The sequence below is a fragment of the Enterobacter cloacae complex sp. ESBL7 genome (assembly GCF_041679625.1).
Taxonomy (GTDB): domain Bacteria; phylum Pseudomonadota; class Gammaproteobacteria; order Enterobacterales; family Enterobacteriaceae; genus Enterobacter; species Enterobacter asburiae_B.
Map to the genome: position 1 here is coordinate 89,990 of NZ_JBGORN010000011.1, position 25,128 is coordinate 115,117.

The 25,128-nt window shown below is 56.3% G+C and carries 20 protein-coding genes and 1 riboswitch; of the genes, 8 read left to right on the plus strand and 12 right to left on the minus strand.

What is annotated here, in order from left to right; translation table 11 throughout:
* The first annotated feature begins 196 nt into the window (after positions 1 to 196).
* Positions 197 to 4,225: a DNA-directed RNA polymerase subunit beta gene (gene rpoB / locus ACERY3_RS22385; RefSeq protein ID WP_023334099.1), complete on the plus strand. Its 4,029-nt coding sequence runs from the start codon at positions 197 to 199 to the stop codon at positions 4,223 to 4,225.
* A gap of 76 nt (positions 4,226 to 4,301) precedes the next feature.
* Entirely contained in the window at positions 4,302 to 8,525 is a 4,224-nt protein-coding gene (gene rpoC / locus ACERY3_RS22390) for a DNA-directed RNA polymerase subunit beta' (protein ID WP_023309968.1), read from the plus strand.
* Positions 8,526 to 8,640: 115 nt separating this feature from the next.
* Here rpoC and ACERY3_RS22395 read toward each other — a convergent pair whose 3' ends face one another.
* The 10 genes from ACERY3_RS22395 to ACERY3_RS22440 form a co-directional block, all read right to left on the minus strand.
* Positions 8,641 to 8,958 (minus strand): PTS lactose/cellobiose transporter subunit IIA, encoded by a 318-nt coding sequence (locus ACERY3_RS22395; RefSeq protein ID WP_008503455.1) that lies wholly within the window; start codon positions 8,956 to 8,958, stop codon positions 8,641 to 8,643.
* On the minus strand, positions 8,958 to 9,266 hold the full coding sequence (locus ACERY3_RS22400; protein WP_023334100.1) for a PTS sugar transporter subunit IIB: 309 nt from the start codon (positions 9,264 to 9,266) through the stop codon (positions 8,958 to 8,960). Before ACERY3_RS22400 ends, ACERY3_RS22395 begins: the two co-directional genes overlap by 1 nt.
* Positions 9,267 to 9,446: 180 nt before the next feature.
* Positions 9,447 to 10,988 (minus strand): diguanylate cyclase, encoded by a 1,542-nt coding sequence (locus tag ACERY3_RS22405; RefSeq protein ID WP_373226551.1) that lies wholly within the window; start codon positions 10,986 to 10,988, stop codon positions 9,447 to 9,449.
* A 337-nt stretch (positions 10,989 to 11,325) separates the two neighbouring features.
* Positions 11,326 to 12,453, minus strand: a complete 1,128-nt coding sequence (gene thiH, locus ACERY3_RS22410) for a 2-iminoacetate synthase ThiH (RefSeq protein ID WP_373226553.1) — start codon at positions 12,451 to 12,453, stop codon at positions 11,326 to 11,328.
* Positions 12,450 to 13,220 (minus strand): thiazole synthase, encoded by a 771-nt coding sequence (gene thiG, locus ACERY3_RS22415; protein ID WP_047059535.1) that lies wholly within the window; start codon positions 13,218 to 13,220, stop codon positions 12,450 to 12,452. Before thiG ends, thiH begins: the two co-directional genes overlap by 4 nt.
* 1 nt (position 13,221) lies before the next feature.
* On the minus strand, positions 13,222 to 13,422 hold the full coding sequence (thiS, locus tag ACERY3_RS22420; RefSeq protein ID WP_039262358.1) for a sulfur carrier protein ThiS: 201 nt from the start codon (positions 13,420 to 13,422) through the stop codon (positions 13,222 to 13,224).
* Positions 13,406 to 14,161, minus strand: coding sequence for a thiazole biosynthesis adenylyltransferase ThiF (thiF, locus tag ACERY3_RS22425; RefSeq protein ID WP_039262359.1), 756 nt, complete (start codon positions 14,159 to 14,161; stop codon positions 13,406 to 13,408). The genes thiS and thiF overlap by 17 nt, the downstream gene beginning before the upstream one ends.
* Positions 14,148 to 14,789 (minus strand): thiamine phosphate synthase, encoded by a 642-nt coding sequence (thiE, locus tag ACERY3_RS22430; RefSeq protein WP_058841895.1) that lies wholly within the window; start codon positions 14,787 to 14,789, stop codon positions 14,148 to 14,150. The genes thiF and thiE overlap by 14 nt, the downstream gene beginning before the upstream one ends.
* Positions 14,789 to 16,684 (minus strand): phosphomethylpyrimidine synthase ThiC, encoded by a 1,896-nt coding sequence (thiC, locus tag ACERY3_RS22435; protein ID WP_058841896.1) that lies wholly within the window; start codon positions 16,682 to 16,684, stop codon positions 14,789 to 14,791. The genes thiE and thiC overlap by 1 nt, the downstream gene beginning before the upstream one ends.
* Positions 16,685 to 16,762: 78 nt before the next feature.
* Positions 16,763 to 16,874, minus strand: a riboswitch (TPP riboswitch).
* 54 nt (positions 16,875 to 16,928) lie between these two features.
* Positions 16,929 to 17,426 carry an Rsd/AlgQ family anti-sigma factor gene (locus ACERY3_RS22440; protein ID WP_023309976.1) on the minus strand — a complete coding sequence of 166 codons (498 nt, stop codon included), beginning with the start codon at positions 17,424 to 17,426 and terminating at the stop codon, positions 16,929 to 16,931.
* 95 nt (positions 17,427 to 17,521) lie between these two features.
* On the opposite strand from ACERY3_RS22440, the gene nudC reads away from it, so the two are divergent.
* The 6 genes from nudC to ACERY3_RS22470 all read left to right on the plus strand — a co-directional run bounded on the left by nudC (position 17,522) and on the right by ACERY3_RS22470 (position 21,874).
* Complete coding sequence (nudC, locus tag ACERY3_RS22445) at positions 17,522 to 18,295, plus strand: NAD(+) diphosphatase (protein WP_058841897.1); 774 nt, start codon at positions 17,522 to 17,524, stop codon at positions 18,293 to 18,295.
* Positions 18,296 to 18,333: 38 nt separating this feature from the next.
* Positions 18,334 to 19,398 carry a uroporphyrinogen decarboxylase gene (gene hemE, locus ACERY3_RS22450; RefSeq protein ID WP_029742041.1) on the plus strand — a complete coding sequence of 355 codons (1,065 nt, stop codon included), beginning with the start codon at positions 18,334 to 18,336 and terminating at the stop codon, positions 19,396 to 19,398.
* A gap of 9 nt (positions 19,399 to 19,407) precedes the next feature.
* Positions 19,408 to 20,079, plus strand: coding sequence for a deoxyribonuclease V (gene nfi, locus ACERY3_RS22455; RefSeq protein ID WP_033146984.1), 672 nt, complete (start codon positions 19,408 to 19,410; stop codon positions 20,077 to 20,079).
* 41 nt (positions 20,080 to 20,120) lie between these two features.
* A complete protein-coding gene (locus tag ACERY3_RS22460) occupies positions 20,121 to 20,711 on the plus strand; it encodes a YjaG family protein (RefSeq protein WP_033146983.1) in 591 nt (196 codons plus the stop codon).
* A gap of 186 nt (positions 20,712 to 20,897) precedes the next feature.
* Positions 20,898 to 21,170, plus strand: a complete 273-nt coding sequence (hupA, locus tag ACERY3_RS22465; protein WP_002445246.1) for a nucleoid-associated protein HU-alpha — start codon at positions 20,898 to 20,900, stop codon at positions 21,168 to 21,170.
* 11 nt (positions 21,171 to 21,181) lie between these two features.
* The gene (locus ACERY3_RS22470) at positions 21,182 to 21,874 is read left to right on the plus strand and encodes a DUF1481 domain-containing protein (RefSeq protein WP_033146981.1); all 693 of its coding nucleotides are present in this window, start codon (positions 21,182 to 21,184) and stop codon (positions 21,872 to 21,874) included.
* Positions 21,875 to 21,923: 49 nt separating this feature from the next.
* Here ACERY3_RS22470 and purD read toward each other — a convergent pair whose 3' ends face one another.
* Both purD and purH read right to left on the minus strand, forming a co-directional pair.
* Entirely contained in the window at positions 21,924 to 23,216 is a 1,293-nt protein-coding gene (purD, locus tag ACERY3_RS22475) for a phosphoribosylamine--glycine ligase (RefSeq protein ID WP_045357745.1), read from the minus strand.
* A 15-nt stretch (positions 23,217 to 23,231) separates the two neighbouring features.
* Positions 23,232 to 24,821 carry a bifunctional phosphoribosylaminoimidazolecarboxamide formyltransferase/IMP cyclohydrolase gene (gene purH / locus ACERY3_RS22480; protein ID WP_373226554.1) on the minus strand — a complete coding sequence of 530 codons (1,590 nt, stop codon included), beginning with the start codon at positions 24,819 to 24,821 and terminating at the stop codon, positions 23,232 to 23,234.
* Positions 24,822 to 25,128 lie beyond the last annotated feature (307 nt).

A 25,128-nucleotide genomic window follows, 5' to 3' on the forward strand; every position in this document is an offset into this window, starting at 1 on the left:
CAATGCATGTTTCTATCGACGACTTAATATATTGCGACAGGGTGCTCGCTCTGTGTAAATCGCGACGAAATGATTTAAGCGTGATAGCAACAGGTATTGCGGAAAGTATTCAATTTTCCGGTCCACAAAATGGTGTTGCACAAACTGTCCCTTCGTCGGACAGATGGGTCGACTTGTCAGCGAGCTGAGGAACCCTATGGTTTACTCCTATACCGAGAAAAAACGTATTCGTAAGGATTTTGGTAAACGTCCACAAGTTCTGGACATTCCATATCTCCTTTCTATCCAGCTTGACTCGTTCCAGAAGTTTATCGAGCAAGATCCTGAAGGGCAGTACGGTCTGGAAGCAGCCTTCCGCTCCGTGTTCCCGATTCAGAGCTACAGCGGTAACTCCGAGCTGCAGTACGTCAGCTACCGCCTTGGCGAACCGGTGTTTGACGTTCAGGAATGTCAGATCCGTGGCGTGACCTATTCCGCACCGCTGCGCGTAAAACTGCGTCTGGTGATCTACGAGCGCGAAGCGCCGGAAGGCACCGTAAAAGACATTAAAGAACAAGAAGTCTACATGGGTGAAATTCCACTCATGACAGACAACGGTACTTTCGTTATCAACGGTACTGAGCGTGTTATCGTTTCCCAGCTGCACCGTAGCCCGGGCGTCTTCTTCGACAGCGATAAAGGTAAAACACACTCTTCCGGTAAAGTACTGTATAACGCACGCATCATTCCTTACCGTGGTTCATGGCTGGACTTCGAGTTCGATCCGAAAGACAACCTGTTTGTCCGTATCGACCGTCGTCGTAAGCTGCCTGCAACCATCATTCTGCGTGCGCTGCAATACACCACTGAACAGATCCTGGACCTGTTCTTTGAGAAAGTGATCTTTGAAATCCGCGACAACAAGCTGCAGATGGAGCTGGTGCCGGAACGTCTGCGTGGCGAGACCGCGTCGTTCGACATCGAAGCCGACGGCAAAGTGTATGTGGAAAAAGGTCGCCGTATCACCGCGCGCCACATCCGCCAGCTGGAAAAAGATGATATCAAACTCATCGAAGTTCCGGTTGAGTACATTGCAGGAAAAGTAGCCGCGAAAGATTACGTTGACGAGTCAACGGGTGAGCTGATCTGCCCAGCGAACATGGAGCTGAGCCTGGATCTGCTGGCTAAGCTGAGCCAGTCTGGCCACAAACGTATCGAAACGCTGTTCACCAACGATCTGGACCACGGCGCGTATATCTCTGAGACTATTCGCGTCGACCCAACCACCGATCGTCTGAGCGCGCTGGTAGAAATCTACCGCATGATGCGTCCTGGTGAGCCACCAACTCGCGAAGCGGCGGAAAGCCTGTTCGAGAACCTGTTCTTCTCCGAAGACCGCTACGATCTGTCCGCGGTTGGTCGTATGAAGTTCAACCGTTCTCTGCTGCGCGACGAAATCGAAGGTTCCGGTATCCTGAGCAAAGACGACATCATCGAAGTGATGAAGAAGCTCATCGATATCCGTAACGGTAAAGGCGAAGTGGACGATATCGACCACCTCGGCAACCGTCGTATCCGTTCCGTAGGCGAAATGGCGGAAAACCAATTCCGCGTTGGCCTGGTACGTGTAGAGCGTGCGGTGAAAGAGCGTCTGTCTCTGGGCGATCTGGATACCCTGATGCCTCAGGATATGATCAACGCCAAACCGATTTCTGCAGCAGTGAAAGAGTTCTTCGGTTCAAGCCAGCTGTCTCAGTTCATGGACCAGAACAACCCGCTGTCTGAGATTACGCACAAACGTCGTATCTCTGCACTCGGCCCAGGCGGTCTGACCCGTGAACGCGCAGGCTTTGAAGTTCGAGACGTACACCCGACGCACTACGGTCGCGTATGTCCAATCGAAACGCCTGAAGGTCCAAACATCGGTCTGATCAACTCCCTGTCCGTGTACGCACAGACTAACGAATACGGTTTCCTCGAGACCCCGTACCGTAAAGTGACCGACGGTGTTGTAACCGACGAAATTCACTACCTGTCTGCTATCGAAGAAGGCAACTACGTTATCGCTCAGGCGAACTCCAACCTGGATGACGAAGGCCACTTTGTAGAAGATCTGGTTACCTGCCGTAGCAAAGGCGAATCCAGCTTGTTCAGCCGCGACCAGGTTGACTACATGGACGTATCCACCCAGCAGGTGGTATCCGTCGGTGCGTCCCTGATCCCGTTCCTGGAACACGATGACGCCAACCGTGCATTGATGGGTGCGAACATGCAACGTCAGGCCGTTCCAACTCTGCGCGCTGATAAGCCGCTGGTTGGTACCGGTATGGAACGTGCTGTTGCCGTTGACTCCGGTGTTACTGCAGTTGCTAAACGTGGCGGTACTGTTCAGTACGTCGATGCATCCCGTATCGTTATCAAAGTTAACGAAGACGAGATGTATCCGGGCGAAGCTGGTATCGACATTTATAACCTGACCAAATACACCCGTTCTAACCAGAACACCTGTATCAACCAGATGCCTTGCGTATCTCTGGGTGAGCCAGTTGAGCGCGGCGACGTGCTGGCAGACGGTCCGTCCACCGACCTCGGTGAACTGGCGCTCGGTCAGAACATGCGCGTAGCGTTCATGCCGTGGAACGGTTACAACTTCGAAGACTCCATCCTCGTCTCCGAGCGTGTGGTTCAGGAAGATCGTTTCACCACCATCCACATTCAGGAACTGGCATGTGTGTCTCGTGACACCAAGCTGGGGCCAGAAGAGATCACCGCTGACATCCCTAACGTGGGTGAAGCTGCGCTCTCCAAACTGGATGAATCCGGTATCGTTTACATCGGTGCGGAAGTGACCGGCGGCGACATTCTGGTTGGTAAGGTTACGCCGAAAGGTGAAACCCAGCTGACGCCAGAAGAGAAACTGCTGCGTGCAATCTTCGGTGAGAAAGCGTCTGACGTTAAAGACTCTTCTCTGCGCGTACCAAACGGTGTTTCCGGTACGGTTATCGACGTTCAGGTCTTCACCCGTGACGGCGTTGAGAAAGATAAGCGTGCGCTGGAAATCGAAGAGATGCAGCTCAAACAGGCTAAGAAAGACCTGTCTGAAGAACTGCAGATCCTCGAAGCGGGTCTGTTCAGCCGTATCTATGCTGTGCTGGTTGCCGGTGGCGTTGAAGCTGAGAAGCTCGACAAACTGCCACGCGATCGCTGGCTGGAACTGGGCCTGACCGACGAAGAGAAACAAAATCAGCTGGAACAGCTGGCTGAGCAGTATGACGAACTGAAACACGAGTTCGAGAAAAAACTCGAAGCGAAACGCCGCAAAATCACTCAGGGCGACGATCTGGCACCAGGCGTGCTGAAGATTGTTAAGGTGTATCTGGCCGTTAAACGTCAGATCCAGCCTGGTGATAAGATGGCAGGTCGTCACGGTAACAAGGGTGTTATCTCTAAGATCAACCCGATCGAAGATATGCCGCACGATGCTAACGGTACGCCGGTAGATATCGTACTGAACCCGCTGGGCGTACCGTCTCGTATGAACATCGGTCAGATCCTGGAAACTCACCTGGGTATGGCTGCGAAAGGTATTGGCGACAAGATTAACGCCATGCTGAAGCAGCAGGAAGAAGTCGCGAAACTGCGTGAATTCATCCAGCGTGCCTACGATCTGGGTACCGACGTGCGTCAGAAAGTCGACCTGAATACCTTCAGCGATGAAGAAGTGCTGCGTCTGGCTGAGAACCTGAAAAAAGGTATGCCAATCGCAACGCCGGTCTTCGATGGTGCGAAAGAAGCTGAAATTAAAGAGCTGCTGCAACTGGGTGGTCTGCCAACGTCTGGTCAGATTACGCTGTTTGACGGCCGTACCGGTGAACAGTTCGAGCGTCCGGTAACCGTAGGTTACATGTACATGCTGAAACTGAACCACCTGGTCGACGACAAGATGCACGCTCGTTCTACCGGTTCTTACAGCCTGGTTACTCAGCAGCCGCTGGGTGGTAAGGCGCAGTTCGGTGGTCAGCGCTTCGGGGAGATGGAAGTGTGGGCGCTGGAAGCATACGGCGCGGCATACACCCTGCAGGAAATGCTCACCGTTAAGTCTGATGACGTGAACGGTCGTACCAAGATGTATAAAAACATCGTGGACGGCAACCATCAGATGGAGCCGGGCATGCCAGAATCCTTCAACGTACTGTTGAAAGAGATTCGTTCGCTGGGTATCAACATCGAACTGGAAGACGAGTAATTCTCGCTCAAACAGGTCACTGGTGCCGGGTTAACCCCCGGCACCAGATTGTGCTAACTCCGACGGGAGCAAATCCGTGAAAGATTTATTAAAGTTTCTGAAAGCGCAGACTAAAACCGAAGAGTTTGATGCGATCAAAATTGCTCTGGCTTCGCCAGACATGATCCGTTCATGGTCATTCGGTGAAGTTAAAAAGCCGGAAACCATCAACTACCGTACGTTCAAACCTGAGCGTGACGGCCTTTTCTGTGCGCGTATTTTCGGGCCAGTAAAAGATTACGAGTGCCTGTGCGGTAAGTACAAGCGCCTGAAACACCGTGGTGTGATCTGTGAGAAGTGCGGCGTTGAAGTGACCCAGACCAAAGTGCGTCGTGAGCGCATGGGCCACATCGAGCTGGCGTCTCCGACCGCTCATATCTGGTTCCTGAAATCTCTGCCGTCCCGTATCGGTCTGCTGCTGGATATGCCGCTGCGCGATATCGAACGCGTTCTGTACTTCGAATCTTATGTGGTTATCGAAGGCGGGATGACGAACCTGGAACGTCATCAGATCCTGACTGAAGAGCAGTATCTGGACGCGCTGGAAGAGTTCGGTGACGAATTCGACGCGAAGATGGGTGCGGAAGCTATTCAGGCCCTGCTGAAGAGCATGGATCTGGAGCAAGAGTGCGAGCAGCTGCGTGAAGAGCTGAACGAAACCAACTCCGAAACCAAACGTAAAAAGCTGACCAAGCGTATCAAACTGCTGGAAGCGTTCGTTCAGTCTGGTAACAAACCAGAGTGGATGATCCTGACCGTTCTGCCGGTTCTGCCGCCAGATCTGCGTCCACTGGTTCCGCTGGATGGTGGTCGTTTCGCAACGTCCGATCTGAACGATCTGTATCGTCGCGTTATCAACCGTAACAACCGTCTGAAACGTCTGCTGGATCTGGCTGCGCCGGACATCATCGTACGCAACGAAAAACGTATGCTGCAGGAAGCGGTTGACGCCCTGCTGGATAACGGCCGTCGCGGTCGTGCGATCACCGGTTCTAACAAACGTCCTCTGAAATCTTTGGCCGACATGATCAAAGGTAAACAGGGTCGTTTCCGTCAGAACCTGCTCGGTAAGCGTGTTGACTACTCCGGTCGTTCTGTAATCACCGTAGGTCCATACCTGCGTCTGCATCAGTGCGGTCTGCCGAAGAAAATGGCACTGGAGCTGTTCAAACCGTTCATCTACGGCAAGCTGGAACTGCGTGGCCTGGCCACCACCATCAAAGCCGCTAAGAAAATGGTTGAGCGTGAAGAAGCTGTCGTTTGGGATATCCTGGACGAAGTTATCCGCGAACACCCGGTACTGCTGAACCGTGCACCAACTCTGCACCGTTTGGGTATCCAGGCATTTGAGCCAGTCCTGATCGAAGGTAAAGCTATCCAGCTGCACCCGCTGGTTTGTGCGGCGTATAACGCCGACTTCGATGGTGACCAGATGGCTGTTCACGTACCGCTGACGCTGGAAGCCCAGCTCGAAGCGCGTGCGCTGATGATGTCTACCAACAACATCCTGTCCCCAGCGAACGGTGAACCTATCATCGTTCCTTCTCAGGACGTTGTATTGGGTCTGTACTACATGACCCGTGACTGTGTTAACGCCAAAGGCGAAGGCATGGTGCTGACTGGCCCGAAAGAAGCTGAGCGTATTTATCGCGCTGGCCTGGCCTCTCTGCATGCGCGCGTTAAAGTGCGTATCACCGAATATGAAAAAGATGAAAACGGCGAATTCGTTGCGAAAACCAGCCTGAAAGACACGACCGTTGGCCGTGCCATTCTGTGGATGATCGTACCGAAAGGTCTGCCTTTCTCCATCGTCAACCAGGCGCTGGGCAAGAAAGCGATCTCCAAAATGCTGAACACCTGTTACCGCATTCTGGGTCTGAAGCCGACCGTTATCTTCGCTGACCAGACAATGTATACCGGCTTTGCTTATGCAGCGCGTTCAGGTGCATCTGTTGGTATCGATGACATGGTCATCCCAGAGAAGAAACACGAGATCATCTCTGAAGCGGAAGCCGAAGTTGCTGAGATCCAGGAGCAGTTCCAGTCTGGTCTGGTTACCGCGGGCGAACGCTATAACAAAGTTATCGATATCTGGGCAGCGGCGAACGATCGTGTATCCAAAGCGATGATGGATAACCTGCAGACCGAAACCGTGATTAACCGTGACGGCGTAGAAGAGCAGCAGGTTTCCTTCAACAGCATCTACATGATGGCCGACTCCGGTGCGCGTGGTTCCGCAGCACAGATTCGTCAGCTGGCAGGTATGCGTGGTCTGATGGCGAAGCCAGATGGCTCCATCATCGAAACGCCAATCACCGCGAACTTCCGTGAAGGTCTGAACGTACTCCAGTACTTCATCTCCACCCACGGTGCTCGTAAGGGTCTGGCGGATACCGCACTGAAAACTGCGAACTCCGGTTATCTGACGCGTCGTCTGGTTGACGTTGCGCAGGATCTGGTTGTGACCGAAGACGATTGTGGCACCCTCGAAGGTATCACCATGACCCCGGTTATCGAGGGTGGTGATGTTAAAGAGCCACTGCGCGATCGCGTTCTGGGTCGTGTAACCGCGGAAGACATTCTGAAGCCGGGTACTGCAGACATTCTGGTTCCACGCAACACGCTGCTGCACGAGCACTGGTGTGATCTGCTGGAAGCGAACTCTGTTGACTCCGTGAAAGTACGTTCCGTTGTATCCTGTGACACCGACTTTGGTGTATGTGCGCACTGCTACGGTCGTGACCTGGCGCGTGGCCACATCATCAACAAAGGTGAAGCAATCGGCGTTATCGCGGCACAGTCCATCGGTGAGCCGGGTACACAGCTGACGATGCGTACGTTCCACATCGGTGGTGCGGCATCTCGTGCGGCTGCTGAATCCAGCATCCAGGTGAAAAACAAAGGTAGCATCAAGCTCAGCAACGCGAAGTCTGTTGTTAACTCCGCTGGCAAGCTGGTTGTGACCTCTCGTAACACCGAGCTGAAGCTGATCGACGAATTCGGTCGTACCAAAGAGAGCTATAAAGTGCCTTACGGTGCGGTTATGGCGAAAGGTGATGGCGAGCAGGTTGCCGGCGGTGAAACCGTTGCAAACTGGGATCCACACACCATGCCGGTTATCACCGAAGTAAGTGGTTTCATCCGCTTCACTGACATGATCGACGGCCAGACCATTACTCGTCAGACTGACGAGCTGACCGGTCTGTCTTCTCTGGTGGTTCTGGATTCTGCTGAACGTACTACCGGTGGTAAAGATCTGCGTCCTGCACTGAAAATCGTTGATGCTCAGGGTAACGACGTTCTGATCCCGGGTACCGACATGCCTGCGCAGTACTTCCTGCCAGGTAAAGCGATCGTTCAGCTGGAAGATGGCATTCAGATCGGTGCGGGTGACGCTCTGGCGCGTATTCCACAGGAATCCAGCGGTACCAAGGATATCACCGGTGGTCTGCCACGCGTTGCGGACCTGTTCGAAGCACGTCGTCCGAAAGAGCCTGCAATCCTGGCTGAAATCAGCGGTATCATCTCCTTCGGTAAAGAGACCAAAGGGAAACGCCGTCTGGTTATCACTCCAGTAGATGGCAGCGAACCGTACGAAGAGATGATTCCTAAGTGGCGTCAGCTCAACGTGTTCGAAGGTGAACGTGTAGAACGTGGTGACGTGGTTTCCGATGGTCCAGAAGCTCCGCACGACATTCTGCGTCTTCGTGGCGTCCACGCGGTAACGCGTTACATCACCAACGAAGTACAAGACGTTTACCGTCTGCAGGGCGTTAAGATTAACGATAAGCACATCGAAGTTATCGTTCGTCAGATGCTGCGTAAAGCAACCATCGAAAACGCAGGCAGCTCCGAGTTCCTGGAAGGCGAGCAGGTTGAATACTCACGCGTCAAGATCGCTAACCGCGAACTGGAAGCGAACGGCAAAATCGGTGCGACCTTCTCGCGCGATCTGCTGGGTATCACCAAAGCGTCTCTGGCAACCGAGTCCTTCATCTCTGCAGCATCGTTCCAGGAAACGACTCGTGTCCTGACCGAAGCCGCTGTTGCAGGTAAACGTGATGAACTGCGCGGTCTGAAAGAGAACGTCATCGTGGGGCGTCTGATCCCAGCTGGTACCGGTTATGCGTACCATCAGGATCGTATGCGTCGTCGTGCTGCGGGCGAACTGCCAGCTGCACCGCAGGTGACTGCTGAAGATGCATCCGCGAGCCTGGCAGAACTGCTGAACGCAGGTCTGGGCGGTTCCGACAACGAGTAATCGTTGATGCCCGGTGATGAACATTACCGGGCATGTGCCTCGTAGGTCGGGTAAGCGCAGCGCCACCCGACAATAAAAAACCCGCCTCGGCGGGTTTTTTTACATCCGTAGGTTATCAGTTTACCAACGGGATCCGACGATAAAGCTCAATCATATCGCCCGCCAGATCCTGAATGACCATCGCGTTCATCAGGTGATCCTGAGAGTGGACGGTAATCAGGTTTACCGGAAGCTTCCCGGTCCCTTCGTCAAGACCGATAAGCTGCGTCTGGATCGTGTGCGCATGCTTCACATATTCGCGCGACTCTTCCATCGCTTTTTCTGCTTCGTCAAACTCACCTTTACGCGCCATCTGTAGCGCCGTCAGGGCCGCACTGCGCGCCGCGCCTGCGTTGACCAGCAGTTCCATTATCGTAGTTTCTAAGTCTTCCATTATGACTCCAGAAGTTTGAGCGCTTTTTCCAGGACGGCATCGCCTTTCATCATGCCGTAATCCATCATGTCGATCACCGCGACCTTTTTACCCAGCGGCTCGGCCTGCGCCTGTAGCTTGGCCTGCTCGTATTTAACCTGTGGCCCCAGCAATACGATGTCGGCCGTCGCGATGTTGTCTTTAAACTCCGCAACCGGAACGGCTTTAATGGTGACTTCAACCCCTTTTTTCTGCGCGGCGTCTTTCATACGTTGAACCAGCATGCTGGTTGACATTCCCGCTGCACAGCATAAAACGATGTTCTTCATAATCAGCCTCGATCTACATGTGTTTATTGATAATTATCCCGTGCAGAGCGCTTCAACAACCGGTTTACCGCGATTGTGTGTCAGGCATCACAAAGAAACCGGCGATTTTCTGAAACCGGTTACAATTTTACATTGTCGGGTACCCGGCCCGTGGAAACGGGCAGGGTGAAAGTGGGAGGATTAGCTGATGGACGTTCGATTGATGCGGTTTTTGCCCTGCTGTTTGGCGCTGTAGAGGGCGCTATCAACGCTTCCGACAAATTGCTCCAGCGGTTCAAAATGCCACTCCCCAAGACCGCCGCTGAACGTAACCCGCAGGTTTTCTTCTCGCCAGACGCGTTTTTCAACTGCGGTACGCCAGGCTTCCAGCAATGAGAGCGCAGACGTCATCTGCTCAGCCTGGAAGATTACCGCGAACTCTTCTCCACCGTACCGGTAAATCGAGACGTGATGTGGCTGCATAATCTGGATCCCTTCGCGGGCCACGTTGCGCAGAACGATATCACCGGTCAGGTGGCCCAGCGTGTCGTTAATCGACTTGAAGTTATCGATGTCCACCAGCGCCAGCGCGAAAGGCTGCTGAGCATTCAGCAGCTCCGCGATATCGCTATCGAACGCGCGGCGGTTTTTACAGCCCGTCAGCGCATCGTGAGTCGCCTGGCGCACATAGGCCATCTCACGCTCTTTATTGGACTGGATAGTGTGGCTCAGCATCGCTTCCAGGCGCGGCGCCTCGCTGACGTCGCCGGTTTTAATGGCATTGATAATGTGCATCAGCACGGTACGCGAGGCGTGACGGAGGTATAAGCCGAAGAGGATGATGATGATTGCCGCCAGCGCAAACCCCCAGCCAACAATCGTCGTTTCGTGGCGGGTGATATCGGTGAGCGTCTCGCCAGAGACCCGGTAGATGACAAACCAGTCCGGATTGGTAAACGAGTAGTAGTAGTACCAGGCGTTGCTTTTCTTATCGTAAAGGTGGCCTTCGCCGCTGGTCATTTTGTCCATCAGCGCTTCGCTCACGTACTGTTTGAAGAGCGCGCCCGTATCTGGGTGAAGCACAACGGTGCCGTCGCGTTCAACGACGAAGAATTCCCCCTGAACGGGCGCCACCATCTGACGCAGGGTGAAGCCCATTGACGTCAAATCGAGATGAAACGCGATCGTTCCCTTCAGTCTTCCTTCGGGTGAAATCAAGGGTTTATAAAGTGTGACCGTCGGATGGCCGGTGAAGTAGTCCATGTACGGGCGAGTATAGTGGCTGAAGATACTGGCTTCGGCCTGCGCGATAAACCACGGCCGCGTCCGGGGATCGAAGGTTTTACTCTTCTCCGTGGGGAGCACTTCCGGCGCGCGGAGATAATGCCCCTGCGTATCCGCCAGCGAGATGGAGGACACGGTCGGCATCAGGTTCTGCAAATGCATCATCATCTGCAGCCCCTGCGTCGGGTTAACGTTGAGCGTCTCGTTTAGCCTGTCGTCGCGGGCAAAGTACATCGCGGAACGGCCCAGGATATAGTCGTTTTCACGCAGGATAGATTCGGTATAGTTCACCGCCAGGTTGTGCGTGAAATTGCTGTTTATCTTATGATAATCCTCAAGAAAATCCTTTCGTTGCGAAAGCGTCACCGCGATCGCGATCACCGCAAAACTGCAGAGGATCCCCGCGAAGCTGAGCATGATTGGCCGGGTAAAAGAGAGCTTTTTGCTGTGAAGTGCCATGAGCTGTACATCGTTCCTGATGGTGAATACTTTTCGTCTGCCGATATCCTCTCAGCATAGTCGCTGTCCTGCGGTTAGCGGTGAATTATACGGCACACGATTTCTGGCGGGATGATTTATCTTAAGAACCATTAAGAAAATACTTATTCAACCTGCTGACGGCCTTGTGCGCAATGAACCAGAGGCAGGGCGAAACGAGGAAGAAGCTTTTCGCCCTGGTCAGCATCCGTTGCTGACCGTGTGACAATAAAAAACCGGACGATCGCTGACAACCACCCGGTTTTGCCTTTTCGTAGCGCCTCGACAATTTTTTATGGCGTTGCAGTGCGTTTCAGCGTCATTGCGAGACTCTTCCCAGCCAGCTGTCCCAGTCTTTCCAGACAGGCTGGAGACCCTGCGCCGTCAGGGCTGCGGCGACCGCTTCCGGACGTCGTCCGTCATGAGGCACAAATTGCTCCAGCTCCGGACGATCGTCGGCGTAGCCGCCAGGCTGCGTTTTGGAAAACGCGCTGACGTTGTTAATCGCAAGCGGGATAACGCGATCGCGAAACGCCGGGGATTCACGCGTTGAGAGCGATAACTCCACTTCCGGGGCGAGCAGGCGAAACGCACAGATGGCCTGCACCAGCTGGCGTTCATCCATCAGCGAAGCCGGTTCAATCCCGCCCGCGCAAGGCCTCAGGCGCGGGAAGGAGATGGAATAACGGCTCTTCCAGTAGTGCTGCTGAAGCCACAGCAAATGTTCCGCCACCATGTAACAATCTACCCGCCAGCTGTCAGAGAGCCCGATCAGCGCGCCCAGACCGATTTTGTCGATCCCCGCGCGACCCAGCCTGTCCGGCGTTTCCAGGCGGAAAAAGAAATCCTGTTTCTTGCCCTTCAGGTGATGCCGGGCGTACGTCACCTCGTGATAGGTTTCCTGGTAGACCATGACCCCGTCCAGCCCGAGGGTTTTGAGCTCCGCGTACTCCTCCTGCGCCAGGGGCTGTACTTCCATCTGCAGCGACGCAAACTGACGACGAATGGCGGGAAGGTGCTGACGGAAATAGTCCATTCCCACCTTTCCCTGATGTTCGCCCGTGACCAGCAGAAGATGTTCAAAGCCCATTTCACGAATAGCCGCGCACTCAAGGGCAATCTCACCTTCATCGAGCGTTTTACGCTTGATGCGGTTGCTCATGGAAAAACCGCAGTAGGTGCAGTCATTGGCGCACAGGTTTGAGAGATAGAGCGGCACGTAGAAGCTCACCGTGTTGCCAAAACGCTGGCGGGTGAGCCGCTGTGCTCGCTGGGCCATCGGTTCGAGGTACGCGCTGGCCGCCGGGGAGAGCAGGGCCATCAGATCCTCGCGGGTCAGATGGCGGGCATGCAGCGCGCGCTCCACGTCAGCCGCCGTTTTGCTGTTGATGCGCAGGGCAATGTCGTCCCAGCTAAGCTGCCGCCAGCGCTCGGTAAACGTGCTCATGAGATCGCCTCCAGAAAACCGGTCAGCGGGCTGGTGGCCTGTGCCTGGAAACTGCGCGAGCCGGGGCCGGACTCCCTTGCCAGCAGGCCAGCCTCTACGGCCATGCGGAACGCACGCGCCATCATGACCGGATCGTCGGCAACCGCGATGGCCGTGTTGACCAGCACCGCGTCGGCGCCCATCTCCAGCGCCTGCGCGGCATGGCTGGGCACGCCGATGCCCGCATCAACCACCACCGGTACGGTAGCCTGCTCAATAATGATTTCCAGCATCGCACGGGTTTCCAGCCCCTGGTTGGAGCCAATGGGGGCGCCCAGCGGCATGACGGCGGCGCAGCCGACCTCTTCCAGCCGTTTGCACAGAACAGGATCGGCGCCGCAGTAAGGCAGGACGATAAACCCTTGTTGCACCAGCTTTTCAGCCGCTTTCAGCGTTTCGATGGGGTCGGGCAGCAGCCAGCGGGCGTCAGGATGAATTTCCAGCTTCAGCCAGCGGGTGCCGAGCGCCTCGCGGGCCAGCTGCGCGGCGAAAATCGCCTCTTCGGCCGTTTTGGCACCGGAGGTGTTGGGCAGCAGCGTGACGCCAGCCTCCAGTAAAGGCGCCAGAATGGCATCGCTGTGATGGCGCAGATCCACACGCTTGAGCGCCAGCGTCACCAGCTGGCTGCCGCTTTCGCGAATGGCATCCACCATCAGCTGCGGCGAGGCGAATTTTCCGGTTCCGGTAAACAGATGTGAATCAAAGACTTTATCGGCAATACGTAACATCTCAGCCCCCTGCGATAACCTGAAACAGCAGGATCTGGTCGCCGTCATTGACCTGCTGATGTTCCCACTGCTCGCGCGGCAGGATCTGTTGATTGAGCGCCAGCGCCGTTCCCGGCTTGAGCTGGCGCAGCTTGTCGAGCAGTACCGCAACGGTGAGCCCGTCGTCGCATTTCATCGGCTCATCGTTAAACAGAATGCGCATCGCGGCCTCCGCATACCGGGCAGCGGCTGGCGCGGTGTAACGCCAGATGACGCCAGCCGCTGGAGCGGGCATCAAACAGCCGCAGCGTATTGCGTTCCGTCTCCATGCCGCTGAGCAGCTTGATGGCCTCCAGCGCCTGCATTGTGCCCATTACGCCGACCACCGGACCCAGAATGCCCGCCGTACGGCAGTTGCGCGCCGGCTCGGCATCGTCCGGCCACAGGCAGCGATAGCAGCCCTGCGACCACGGCGGGGTCAGGACCATCATCTGCCCGCCGAAACCCACCGCGCTGGCGGTGATAAGCGGCGTATTACTTGCCACGCAGGCGGCGTTAATCGCCTGGCGCGTCGCCATGTTGTCCGTGCAGTCCAGCACCACATCGGCAAGGGCGACCTCACGGCTGAGGTTGTCACCGCTGAGCCGTTCCTGCAGGGCGATCAGCGCGATATCCGGGTTGAGCTGGTTCAGGCGCTGCCGGGTGATTTGCGCTTTCGGCTGGTTGATATCCTCGGTGGTAAAGAGAATTTGTCGCTGCAGGTTGCTGAGGTGAACCTCGTCGTCGTCGGCCAGCACCAGCGTACCGATACCTGCGCCTGCCAGATAAAGCGCGGCGGGCGCGCCTAGCCCGCCCAGACCGACAATCAGCACCCGGCTGGCGAGCAGCTTTTGCTGTCCGTCGATGGCGATATCTTCCAGCAGGATCTGACGGCTATAGCGCATAAAATCACGATCGTTCATCACCCGCTCCTGCCAGCTGTAACAGCTGTTCGGTGGCGAGACGCCAGTCTGCGGCCTGGGTGATGGCGCTGACGACGGCGATACTGCCGACGCCGGTCTCCAGCACCGCCGGGGCGCGTTCAAGACTGATTCCGCCGATGGCAACGGTGGGGTAATCGGCAAGGCGTTTAACGTGACTCGCCAGCTGCGTCAGCCCCTGCGGTGCGGAGGGCATCTGCTTGGTTTGCGTCGGGAAGACGTGACCCAGCGCGATGTAAGAGGGACGGGCCGCCAGGGCCACGTCGATCTCCATGTCATCGTGTGTGGAAACGCCAAGACGCAACCCGGCTTCGCGGATAGCGCTCAGGTCCGTTGTTTCCAGATCCTCCTGACCCAGATGCACGCCGTACGCCTGGTGCTTAACGGCCAGCCGCCAGTAGTCGTTGATAAACAGGCGGGCGTTATGCCGACGCCCAAGCGCGATGGCGGCAACCACATCGGCTTCCACCTCGTCATCGCGTTTATCCTTGATGCGCAGCTGGATCGTTCGAACGCCTGTCTCCAGCAGGCGCTCTATCCACTCCACGCTGTCCACCACCGGATAGAGCCCTAAACGGTAGGGAACGGGCGGGAAATCGGGCTTATACATTACGCCTCCTCTTTTTTGAGGTAGATTTCGCCGCCTTTGGCGCGGAAGGTTTCAGACATGTCCGCCATGCCCACTTCAATGGTCTGCGCGGCGGCGTAGTCGCGCACCTCCTGGCTGATTTTCATCGAGCAGAATTTGGGCCCGCACATAGAGCAGAAGTGCGCGACTTTGCCTGATTCCTGCGGCAGGGTCTCGTCGTGGTAGGCGCGGGCGGTGAACGGGTCCAGCGCCAGGTTGAACTGGTCTTCCCAGCGGAATTCAAAGCGTGCCTTCGACATGGCGTTATCGCGGATTTGCGCGCCCGGATGGCCTTTGGCCAGATCCGCGGCGTGGGCGGCAATTTTGTAGGTGATCAGCCCCTGCTTCACATCCTCTTTGTTTGGCAGGCCGAGGTGCTCTTTTGGCGTGACGTAGCAGAGCATGGCGCAGCCGAACCAGCCGATCATCGCCGCCCCAATGCCCGACGTGAAGTGGTCATAGCCCGGCGCAATATCTGTGGTCAACGGCCCCAGGGTGTAGAACGGCGCTTCGTGGCAGTGCTCCAGCTCCTCGGTCATGTTGCGGCGGATCATCTGCATCGGCACGTGGCCCGGGCCTTCAATCATCACCTGCACGTCATACTCCCAGGCGATTTTGGTCAGTTCGCCCAGCGTGTGCAGCTCGGCAAACTGCGCTTCGTCGTTCGCGTCGCGAATAGAGCCCGGACGCAGGCCGTCGCCCAGCGACAGAGAGACATCGTACGCGGCGCAGATTTCGCAAATTTCGCGGAAGTGTTCGTAGAGGAAGTTTTCCTGATGATGGGACAGGCACCACTTCGCCATGATGGAACCGCCGCGCGAGACGATGCCGGTCAGGCGCTTCGCCGTCATCGGCACGTAGCGCAGCAGCACGCCCGCGTGAATGGTGAAATAGTCCACGCCCTGTTCGGCCTGCTCCAGCAGCGTGTCGCGGAACGCTTCCCAGGTGAGGTCTTCGGCAATGCCGTTGACCTTTTCCAGCGCCTGATAAATCGGGACGGTGCCAATCGGTACCGGGCTGTTACGCAGGATCCATTCGCGGGTTTCGTGAATATAGCGGCCAGTGGAGAGATCCATTACCGTGTCCGCGCCCCAGCGCGTGGACCAGACCAGCTTCTCCACCTCTTCTTCGATGGAGGAGGTGACGGCCGAGTTACCGATGTTAGCGTTGACCTTCACCAGGAAGTTGCGGCCGATAATCATCGGCTCGGATTCCGGATGGTTGATATTGGCAGGGATAATCGCGCGGCCTGCGGCCACTTCGTCACGCACAAATTCCGGCGTGATGTTCTCCGGCAGGCGAGCGCCAAAGCCTTCACCCGGATGCTGATAGCGCAGCACTTCGCTACGGATGCGCTCGCGACCCATGTTTTCGCGGATGGCGATGAACTCCATCTCCGGCGTGACGATGCCCCGGCGCGCGTAGTGCAGCTGGGTCACGCATTTGCCCGCTTTAGCGCGTTTTGGCGTCAGCAGGCCGGTAAAGCGCAGCTCGTCCAGGCCGTCGTCGGCCAGGCGCTCTTTGGTGTACGCAGAACTCAGGACGCTCAGCTCTTCGCAGTCGCTACGCGCGTCAATCCACGGCTGGCGCAGCTTAGCCAGACCCTGCTGGACGTTGATGGCAACATCAGGATCGCCGTACGGACCGGAGGTGTCATATACCGGCACGGCTTCGTTGTCTTCATACTGCGGGTTATCTTTGCTGCCGCCGATAAGCGTCGGGCTAAGCTGGATTTCGCGCATTGGGACGCGGATATCGGTCTGCGAGCCGGAAATGTAGATGCGCTTCGAGTTCGGGAAAGCGCTGCCTTCCAGCGTGTCGATGAAGTGTTGGGCATGTGCGCGCTGTTCGCGGCGGGTCAGTTTTGCAGTAGACATAGCTCATTCCAAAAGTGAAGGACATGGCTTGTCAGACGACGGATGAAGCAAGAGAGGATCGCCCTCAGGCGATACAACAGCAGTGTGACTCTTGTTCCCTTCGCAGGTATTAGCCTGATCAGGTTCCGCGGATCCCGAATTAACGGTCTCAGCCCGCGCTTTCAGGCGCTGGGCACTCCGACAAGAAAAATCCCCCTCGTGAGAGGGGCGAATGGTTGTAAATTACTCGTTAACGGTGAAGAACTCAAGCAGGGCGCGCGACGTTCTCTTCGTTACTGATGTTCAAATCATTATCCAGCACGAGGGCGATCAGCTTATCTTCCAGCGTGAATCGCTCTTCCAGCGCTTCACCGAGGTCTGATAGCGCCTGCTGGAACTCAAGATAGTTATCGTGGTCGATAGCGTTCTCGAGCGCGGAATCATAGTAATCCATGATCTGCTGGGTGTTGGCTTCCAGCAGCGGATAGAGCTTGCTGGCCGCTAAATACGGCGTTGTCCCTTCCATTTCGCGGATAATGCGTTCATAAATATTGAAATGGCCGTCGGACAGATAGTCGACCAGGCCCTGACAAAAATCATCCAGCGCTTTTTCGTTCAGTCGCATAAACGATTCTTTGCCAGGCTTAATACCGACCAGATTGTAATAAGCCACGAGTAGATGCTTGCGTACATGTAGCCAGCGATCCACCAGTTTGTTATTTCCTCTAACGCGCTCAGTCAGGCTTTGCAGCTGGTTTAACATGGTCGACTCCGCAAAATGTAAGATTGAATCTGCTTATCCAGAATGTAACCACAATGCTAACAACATGTCAGTGAAGCGAAGGTAGTGCAATAGATATGGATCGTATTATTGAAAAATCAGATCTTGGTTGGTGGATCGTCAGTCACGAACAAAAATTATGGCTTCCTGCCGGGGAAATCCCCTACGGTGCAGCTGAGGCGTTCGATCTCGTAGGCCAGCCAGCGCTACAGATCGGCGAGTGGCAGGGTGAGCCCGTGTGGTTGATCCAACAGCCCCGCCGCCAGGATATGGGATCGGTGCGCCAGGTGCTGGATCTGGACGTGGGGCTGTTCCAGCTGGCGGGGCGCGGCGTGCAGCTTTCTGAATTTTACCGCTCGCATAAATACTGCGGCTACTGCGGTCATACCATGCGCCCGAGCAAAACCGAGTGGGCGATGCTCTGCAGCCACTGCCGCGAACGCTACTATCCGCAGATAGCGCCGTGCATTATCGTCGCTATCCGCCGGGAGGATTCCATCCTGCTGGCGCAGCATACCCGCCATCGCAACGGCATTCACACCGTGCTGGCCGGCTTCGTCGAAGTGGGCGAAACGCTGGAGCAGGCGGTAGCGCGCGAGGTGATGGAGGAGAGCGGGATCAAAGTGAAGAACCTGCGCTACGTTACCTCCCAGCCGTGGCCGTTCCCGCAGTCTCTGATGACGGCATTTATGGCCGAATATGATAGCGGCGAGATCGTTATCGATCAGAAAGAGCTGCTGGAGGCAAACTGGTATCGCTATGACGATCTACCGCTGTTGCCTCCGCCGGGCACCGTGGCGCGTCGGCTGATAGAAGATACCGTGGCGATGTGTCGGGCCGAGTATGAGTAGTGTTACACTGAGGCCATGACGCTTAAGGAACTGCAAAAATGACCGAACTGAAGAACGATCGTTATCTGCGTGCGCTGCTGCGCCAGCCCGTTGATGTCACCCCGGTGTGGATGATGCGCCAGGCGGGACGCTATCTCCCGGAGTACAAAGCCACGCGCGCGCAGGCGGGCGATTTTATGTCGCTGTGCAAAAATGCCGAGCTGGCCTGCGAAGTGACGCTCCAGCCGCTGCGCCGCTTCCCGCTGGATGCTGCGATCCTCTTCTCGGATATTCTGACCATTCCGGATGCAATGGGCCTTGGCCTGTACTTCGAAACCGGTGAAGGCCCGCGTTTCACCTCCCCAATCAAAAGCAAAGCCGACGTGGATAAGCTGCCGATCCCCGATCCGGAAGGCGAGCTGGGCTACGTGATGAACGCCGTGCGCACCATTCGCCGCGAGCTGAAAGGTGAAGTGCCGCTGATTGGCTTCTCCGGCAGCCCGTGGACGCTGGCGACCTATATGGTTGAAGGAGGCAGCAGCAAAGCCTTCACCATGATTAAAAAGATGATGTACGCCGAGCCGCTGGCCCTGCACGCGCTGCTCGATAAGCTGGCGAAGAGCGTCACCCTCTACCTGAACGCGCAGATTAAGGCGGGTGCGCAGTCGGTGATGATTTTCGATACCTGGGGCGGCGTGCTGACCGGGCGCGATTATCAGCAGTTCTCCCTGTACTACATGCACAAAATCGTCGACGGCCTGCTGCGTGAAAACGAAGGCCGCCGCGTGCCGGTGACGCTGTTCACCAAAGGTGGCGGCCAGTGGCTGGAAGCGATGGCGGCAACCGGCTGCGACGCGCTGGGCCTCGACTGGACCACCGATATCGCCGATGCGCGCCGTCGCGTGGGCGACAAAGTGGCGCTGCAGGGCAATATGGACCCGTCCATGCTCTATGCGCCGCCAGCGCGCATTGAAGAAGAAGTGTCGACTATACTGTCTGGTTTCGGCCAGGGTGAAGGCCACGTCTTTAACCTCGGCCACGGCATTCATCAGGATGTGCCGCCAGAACACGCAGGCGTATTTGTGGAGGCGGTGCATCGGCTTTCTGCCCAGTATCACAAGTAAGGAGTGGTTATGGATCTCGCGTCGCTACGCGCTCAACAAATCGAACTGGCCTCATCGGTGATCCGCGAGGATCGTCTGGATAAAGATCCTCCGCAGTACATTGGCGGAGCAGACGTCGGATTCGAGCAGGGCGGGGAAGTGACGCGAGCGGCGATGGTGGTACTGAAATATCCTTCGCTTGAGCTGGTGGAGTTCAAGGTTGCGCGTATCGCGACCACCATGCCGTACATTCCGGGCTTTCTCTCCTTCCGCGAATATCCCGCGCTGCTGGCAGCGTGGGAGCAACTCTCGCAAAAACCTGACCTGCTGTTTGTCGACGGACACGGTATTTCACACCCGCGCCGTTTAGGCGTTGCCAGCCACTTTGGGCTGCTGGTGGATGTGCCGACCATTGGCGTTGCCAAGAAACGCCTGTGCGGCGCGTTTGAACCTCTTTCAGCCGAGCCGGGCGCGCTGGCGCCGCTTATCCATAAAGGTGAACAGCTGGCGTGGGTCTGGCGCAGCAAGGCGCGCTGTAACCCGCTCTTTATCGCCACCGGGCACCGGGTGAGCATGGACAGCGCCCTGGCGTGGGTGCAGCGATGCATGAAGGGCTACCGCTTGCCGGAGCCGACGCGCTGGGCAGATGCCGTGGCCTCTTCGCGTCCGGCTTTTGTTCGTTGGCAGGAAATTCAGCGATGATTCAGGTAAACTGCGCCTAATTTTCGATTCGAGAGATCATCATGCTACAAAACCCGATTCACCTGCGCCTTGAGAAACTTGAAAGCTGGCAGCACGTGACGTTTATGGCTTGCCTTTGCGAGCGCATGTATCCCAACTATGCCGCGTTTTGTAAGGAGACGGGCTTTGGTGATGGCCATATCTACCGCCGCATTCTGGATCTGATCTGGGAAACGCTGACGGTGAAAGACGCGAAGGTGAACTTCGACTCCCAGCTGGAAAAGCTGGAAGAGGCGATTCCGGCTGCGGATGATTTTGACCTGTACGGTGTCTACCCGGCGATTGACGCCTGCGTGGCGTTAAGCGAACTGCTTCACTCCCGTCTGAGCGGTGAAACGCTGGAGCACGCAATTGAAGTCAGTAAGGCGTCTATTACGACCGTCGCGATGCTGGAAATGACCCAGGAAGGTCGCGAGATGACCGACGAAGAGCTGCGTGCGAACCCGGCGGTTGAGCAAGAATGGGACATTCAGTGGGAAATTTTCCGCCTGCTGGCAGAGTGTGAAGAACGCGATATTGAGCTGATAAAAGGGCTGCGCGCGGACTTACGAGAGGCTGCGGAGAGCAATATTGGTATAATTTTTAACCAATGAGACAATAAATCTTGAGATAACGCCCGTTTTGTCGCTCCTCGACTCTTCCCTTTCGCCCCTTGTCTGGTCTACATTTGGGGGGCGAAAAAAAGTGGCTATCGGTGCGTGTATGCAGGAGAGTGCTTTTTTGGCATTTTCGTCGCACTCGATGCTTAGCAAGCGATAAACACATTGAAAGGATAACTTATGAACAAGACTCAACTGATTGATGTAATTGCGGACAAGGCTGATCTGTCTAAAGTGCAGGCTAAAGCTGCTCTGGAATCTACCCTGGCTGCTATTACTGAGTCTCTGAAAGAAGGCGATGCTGTGCAACTGGTTGGTTTCGGTACCTTCAAAGTGAACCACCGCGCTGAGCGTACTGGCCGCAACCCGCAGACCGGTAAAGAAATCAAAATCGCCGCAGCTAACGTGCCGGCATTTGTTTCTGGTAAAGCACTGAAAGACGCTGTTAAGTAAGACGCGTGGCAGTGAACAGTTTTAGCGAAGGGGCGGCAACGCCCCTTTTGTCTTTCTGGCGTGGAACGCTCGCGCTGGCAGGCATGCTGCTGCTGTCAGCCTGCAGCCACGACACCTCCCTGCCGCCGTTTACCGCCAGCGGCTACGCGGACAACCAGGGTGCTGTGAGGATCTGGCGCAAAGATTCCGGCGGCGAAGTGCATCTGCTTTCTGCCTTCAGCCCGTGGCATAACGGCAATACGTCGACTGCGGAATATCGCTGGCAGGGAGATGACCTGTCGCTGATTGAACTGAACGTCTACAGCAAGACCCCCGAACACGTGAAAGTGCGTTTTGACGACCATGGCGAGCTGAGCTTTATGCAGCGCGAAGTCAGCGGCCAAAAACAGCAGCTTTCCAGCGATCAAATCGCTCTCTACCGTTATCGTGCCGAACAAATCCGCCAGACCAGCGATGCGCTTCGTCTGGGACGCGTTGTGCTGCGCCAGGGGCGCTGGCATGCCGATGGGACGGTGACAACCTGCGAAGGACAGACGGTTAAGCCTGAGCTTGAATCCTGGGCAACCGAACACATTCAACGCCGTCAGCGTCATTCATCAATGGAAGTGAGTGTGGCGTGGCTTGAAGCGCCGGAAGGCTCTCAGCTGCTGCTGGTGGCGAACGAAGACTTCTGCACCTGGCAGCCGACAGAGAAGAGTTTTTGATTTAAGTTCCCTCTCCCTTGAGGGAGAGGGTTAGGGTGAGGGTGTGAAATTACTCGCCCTGCTCGCGCGCAATCGCACGATAACCGATATCCTGACGGCTAAAGCTGCCGTTCCAGTGAATATCCGCCATCAGCGCATAGGCGCGTTTCTGCGCTTCTGCCACGGTATGGCCCAGCGCGGTTGCACACAGCACGCGTCCGCCGTTGGTGAGGACGCGATCGTCGTCAGCCAGCTTCGTACCCGCATGGAACACCTTCGCACCGTCAATCTCTTCCAGCGGCAGGCCGTGGATTTCATCCCCGGTGTTGTAGTTGCCCGGATAACCGCCTGCAGCAATCACCACGCCCAGAGACGCACGCTCGTCCCACTCTGAGGTTTTCTCGTCGAGCTTGCCTTCGCAGGCTGCCAGACACAGTTCCACCAGATCGGATTTCATGCGCAGCATGATGGGCTGCGTTTCCGGATCGCCAAAGCGGCAGTTGAATTCGATGACCTTAGGGTTACCCTGCTTGTCGATCATCAGACCCGCATAGAGGAAACCGGTGTAGGTGTTGCCTTCCGCCGCCATCCCTTTCACGGTTGGCCAAATGACGCGATCCATGGTGCGCTGGTGGACTTCATCAGTCACTACCGGAGCGGGGGAGTAAGCGCCCATTCCGCCAGTATTCGGGCCGGTATCGCCATTGCCCACGCGCTTGTGATCCTGGCTGGTGGCCATCGGCAGAACGTGCTCGCCGTCGACCATCACGATAAAGCTGGCCTCTTCACCGTCGAGGAACTCTTCGATCACGATGCGGTGGCCCGCGTCGCCAAAGGCGTTACCCGCCAGCATATCCTGAACCGCGGCTTCCGCTTCTTCGAGCGTCATCGCCACGATCACGCCTTTACCGGCGGCCAGGCCGTCGGCCTTGATCACAATCGGCGCGCCTTTTTCACGCAGGTAGGCCAGGGCTGGCTCCACTTCGGTGAAGTTCTGATATTCCGCCGTCGGGATGTTATGACGCGCGAGGAAATCTTTGGTGAAGGCTTTGGAGCCTTCCAGCTGCGCGGCGCCTTCCGTAGGCCCGAAGATTGTCAGACCCGCCGCGCGGAACGCATCGACGACGCCAATCACCAGCGGCGCTTCCGGGCCCACAATCGTCAGATCGATTTTCTCGCTCTGGGCAAAGCTCAGCAGCGCCGGGATATCGGTCACGCCAATAGCCACGTTCTGCAGCGCGGGTTCCAGCGCGGTACCGGCGTTGCCCGGTGCCACGAAGACCGTTTTCACCAGCGGAGACTGCGCCGCTTTCCACGCCAGAGCGTGCTCGCGTCCGCCGTTACCAATCACTAATACTTTCATTTTCTGCTCCGGGAATTAATGGCGGAAGTGGCGCATGTCGGTGAAGATCATTGCAATGCCATGTTCGTCGGCAGCGGCAATCACTTCGTCGTCGCGAATTGAGCCGCCAGGCTGGATCACACAGGTGATGCCCACTGCAGCCGCCGCGTCGATACCGTCACGGAACGGGAAGAAGGCGTCAGAAGCCATGGCGGAGCCTTTCACTTCCAGACCTTCATCGCCTGCTTTAATGCCCGCGATTTTCGCGGAGTAAACGCGGCTCATCTGGCCTGCGCCTATCCCGATAGTCATGTTTTCTTTGGCGTAGACGATGGCGTTGGATTTGACGAACTTCGCGACCTTCCAGCAGAACAGCGCGTCACGCAGTTCCTGTTCGGTCGGTTGACGTTTGGTTACCACGCGCAGGTCGGCTTCTGTCACCATACCCAGATCGCGGTCCTGAACCAGCAGGCCGCCGTTCACGCGCTTGAAGTCCAGGCCCGGCACGCGTTCTGCCCACTGGCCGCAAACCAGCACGCGCACGTTCTGTTTTGCCGCGGTGATTTTCAGCGCCTCTTCGGATGCGGATGGCGCGATGATCACTTCAACGAACTGGCGGGAGATGATGGCCTGTGCGGTTTCAGCATCCAGCTCGCGGTTGAAGGCGATAATGCCGCCGAACGCGGAGGTCGGGTCGGTTTTGTACGCGCGGTCGTAGGCATCCAGAATAGAGGTGCTCACGGCAACGCCGCATGGGTTCGCATGCTTAACGATAACGCAGGCCGGCTCGCTGAACTCTTTCACGCATTCCAGCGCGGCGTCGGTGTCAGCAATGTTGTTATAAGAGAGCGCTTTGCCCTGAACCTGCTGAGCGGTCGCAACAGAGGCTTCTTTTACCTCTTCTTCTATATAGAAGGCTGCCTGCTGGTGGCTGTTCTCACCGTAACGCATATCCTGCTTCTTAATGAAGTTCAGGTTCAGGGTGCGCGGGAAGCGGCCAGAAGGATCTTTGCTTTCACCGTGGTAAGCAGGCACCAGGCTACCGAAGTAATTGGCGATCATGCTGTCGTACGCCGCGGTGTGCTCGAAGGCTTTGATGGCGAGGTCGAAACGCGTTTCCAGAGTCAGTGACCCTTCGTTGGCATCCATCTCATTAATAATGGTTTCGTAATCGCTGCTCTTTACGACAATGGCCACATCTTTATGGTTCTTGGCCGCGGAGCGCACCATGGTTGGGCCGCCGATATCAATATTCTCTACGGCATCTTCCAGAGAACAGCCTTCGCGGGCTACGGTTTGGGCAAACGGGTAGAGGTTAACGACAACCATGTCGATTGGGGCGATGTCATTCTGTTCCATAATGGCGTCGTCCTGACCGCGACGGCCAAGAATACCGCCGTGCACTTTCGGGTGCAGAGTTTTGACGCGTCCATCCATCATTTCCGGGAAACCGGTGTAATCGGACACTTCGGTTACCGGCAGACCTTTATCTGCTAACAGGCGAGCGGTACCGCCTGTAGAAAGCAGCTCCACACCGCGTGCGGAAAGTGCCTGAGCGAATTCGACGATACCGGCTTTATCAGAAACACTGAGCAGAGCGCGGCGGACTGGACGACGTTGTTGCATGGTAAATCCCCTGGATTTCACGATTACAGAGAGCGTTAGATGAATTTTCCTGCGAAAAACTCATCTAACACACCTGACGGGGCATCCTTGTTAAGCGCGAGCATTTTAACGAAAACGTTTGCGCAACGCTCGCACATTTTCACTTTTTCGTATCATTGTGGATAAGTCTGTGTGTAAAAAGGTATAAGGCGGGGTTTTGCTGTGGAATGCAGCAGTCAGTCATTTTTCTGACATTTAGCGGTTGCGGCCTGCTGAGAACTCCCTATAATGCGCCTCCATCGACACGGCGGATGTGAATCACTTCACA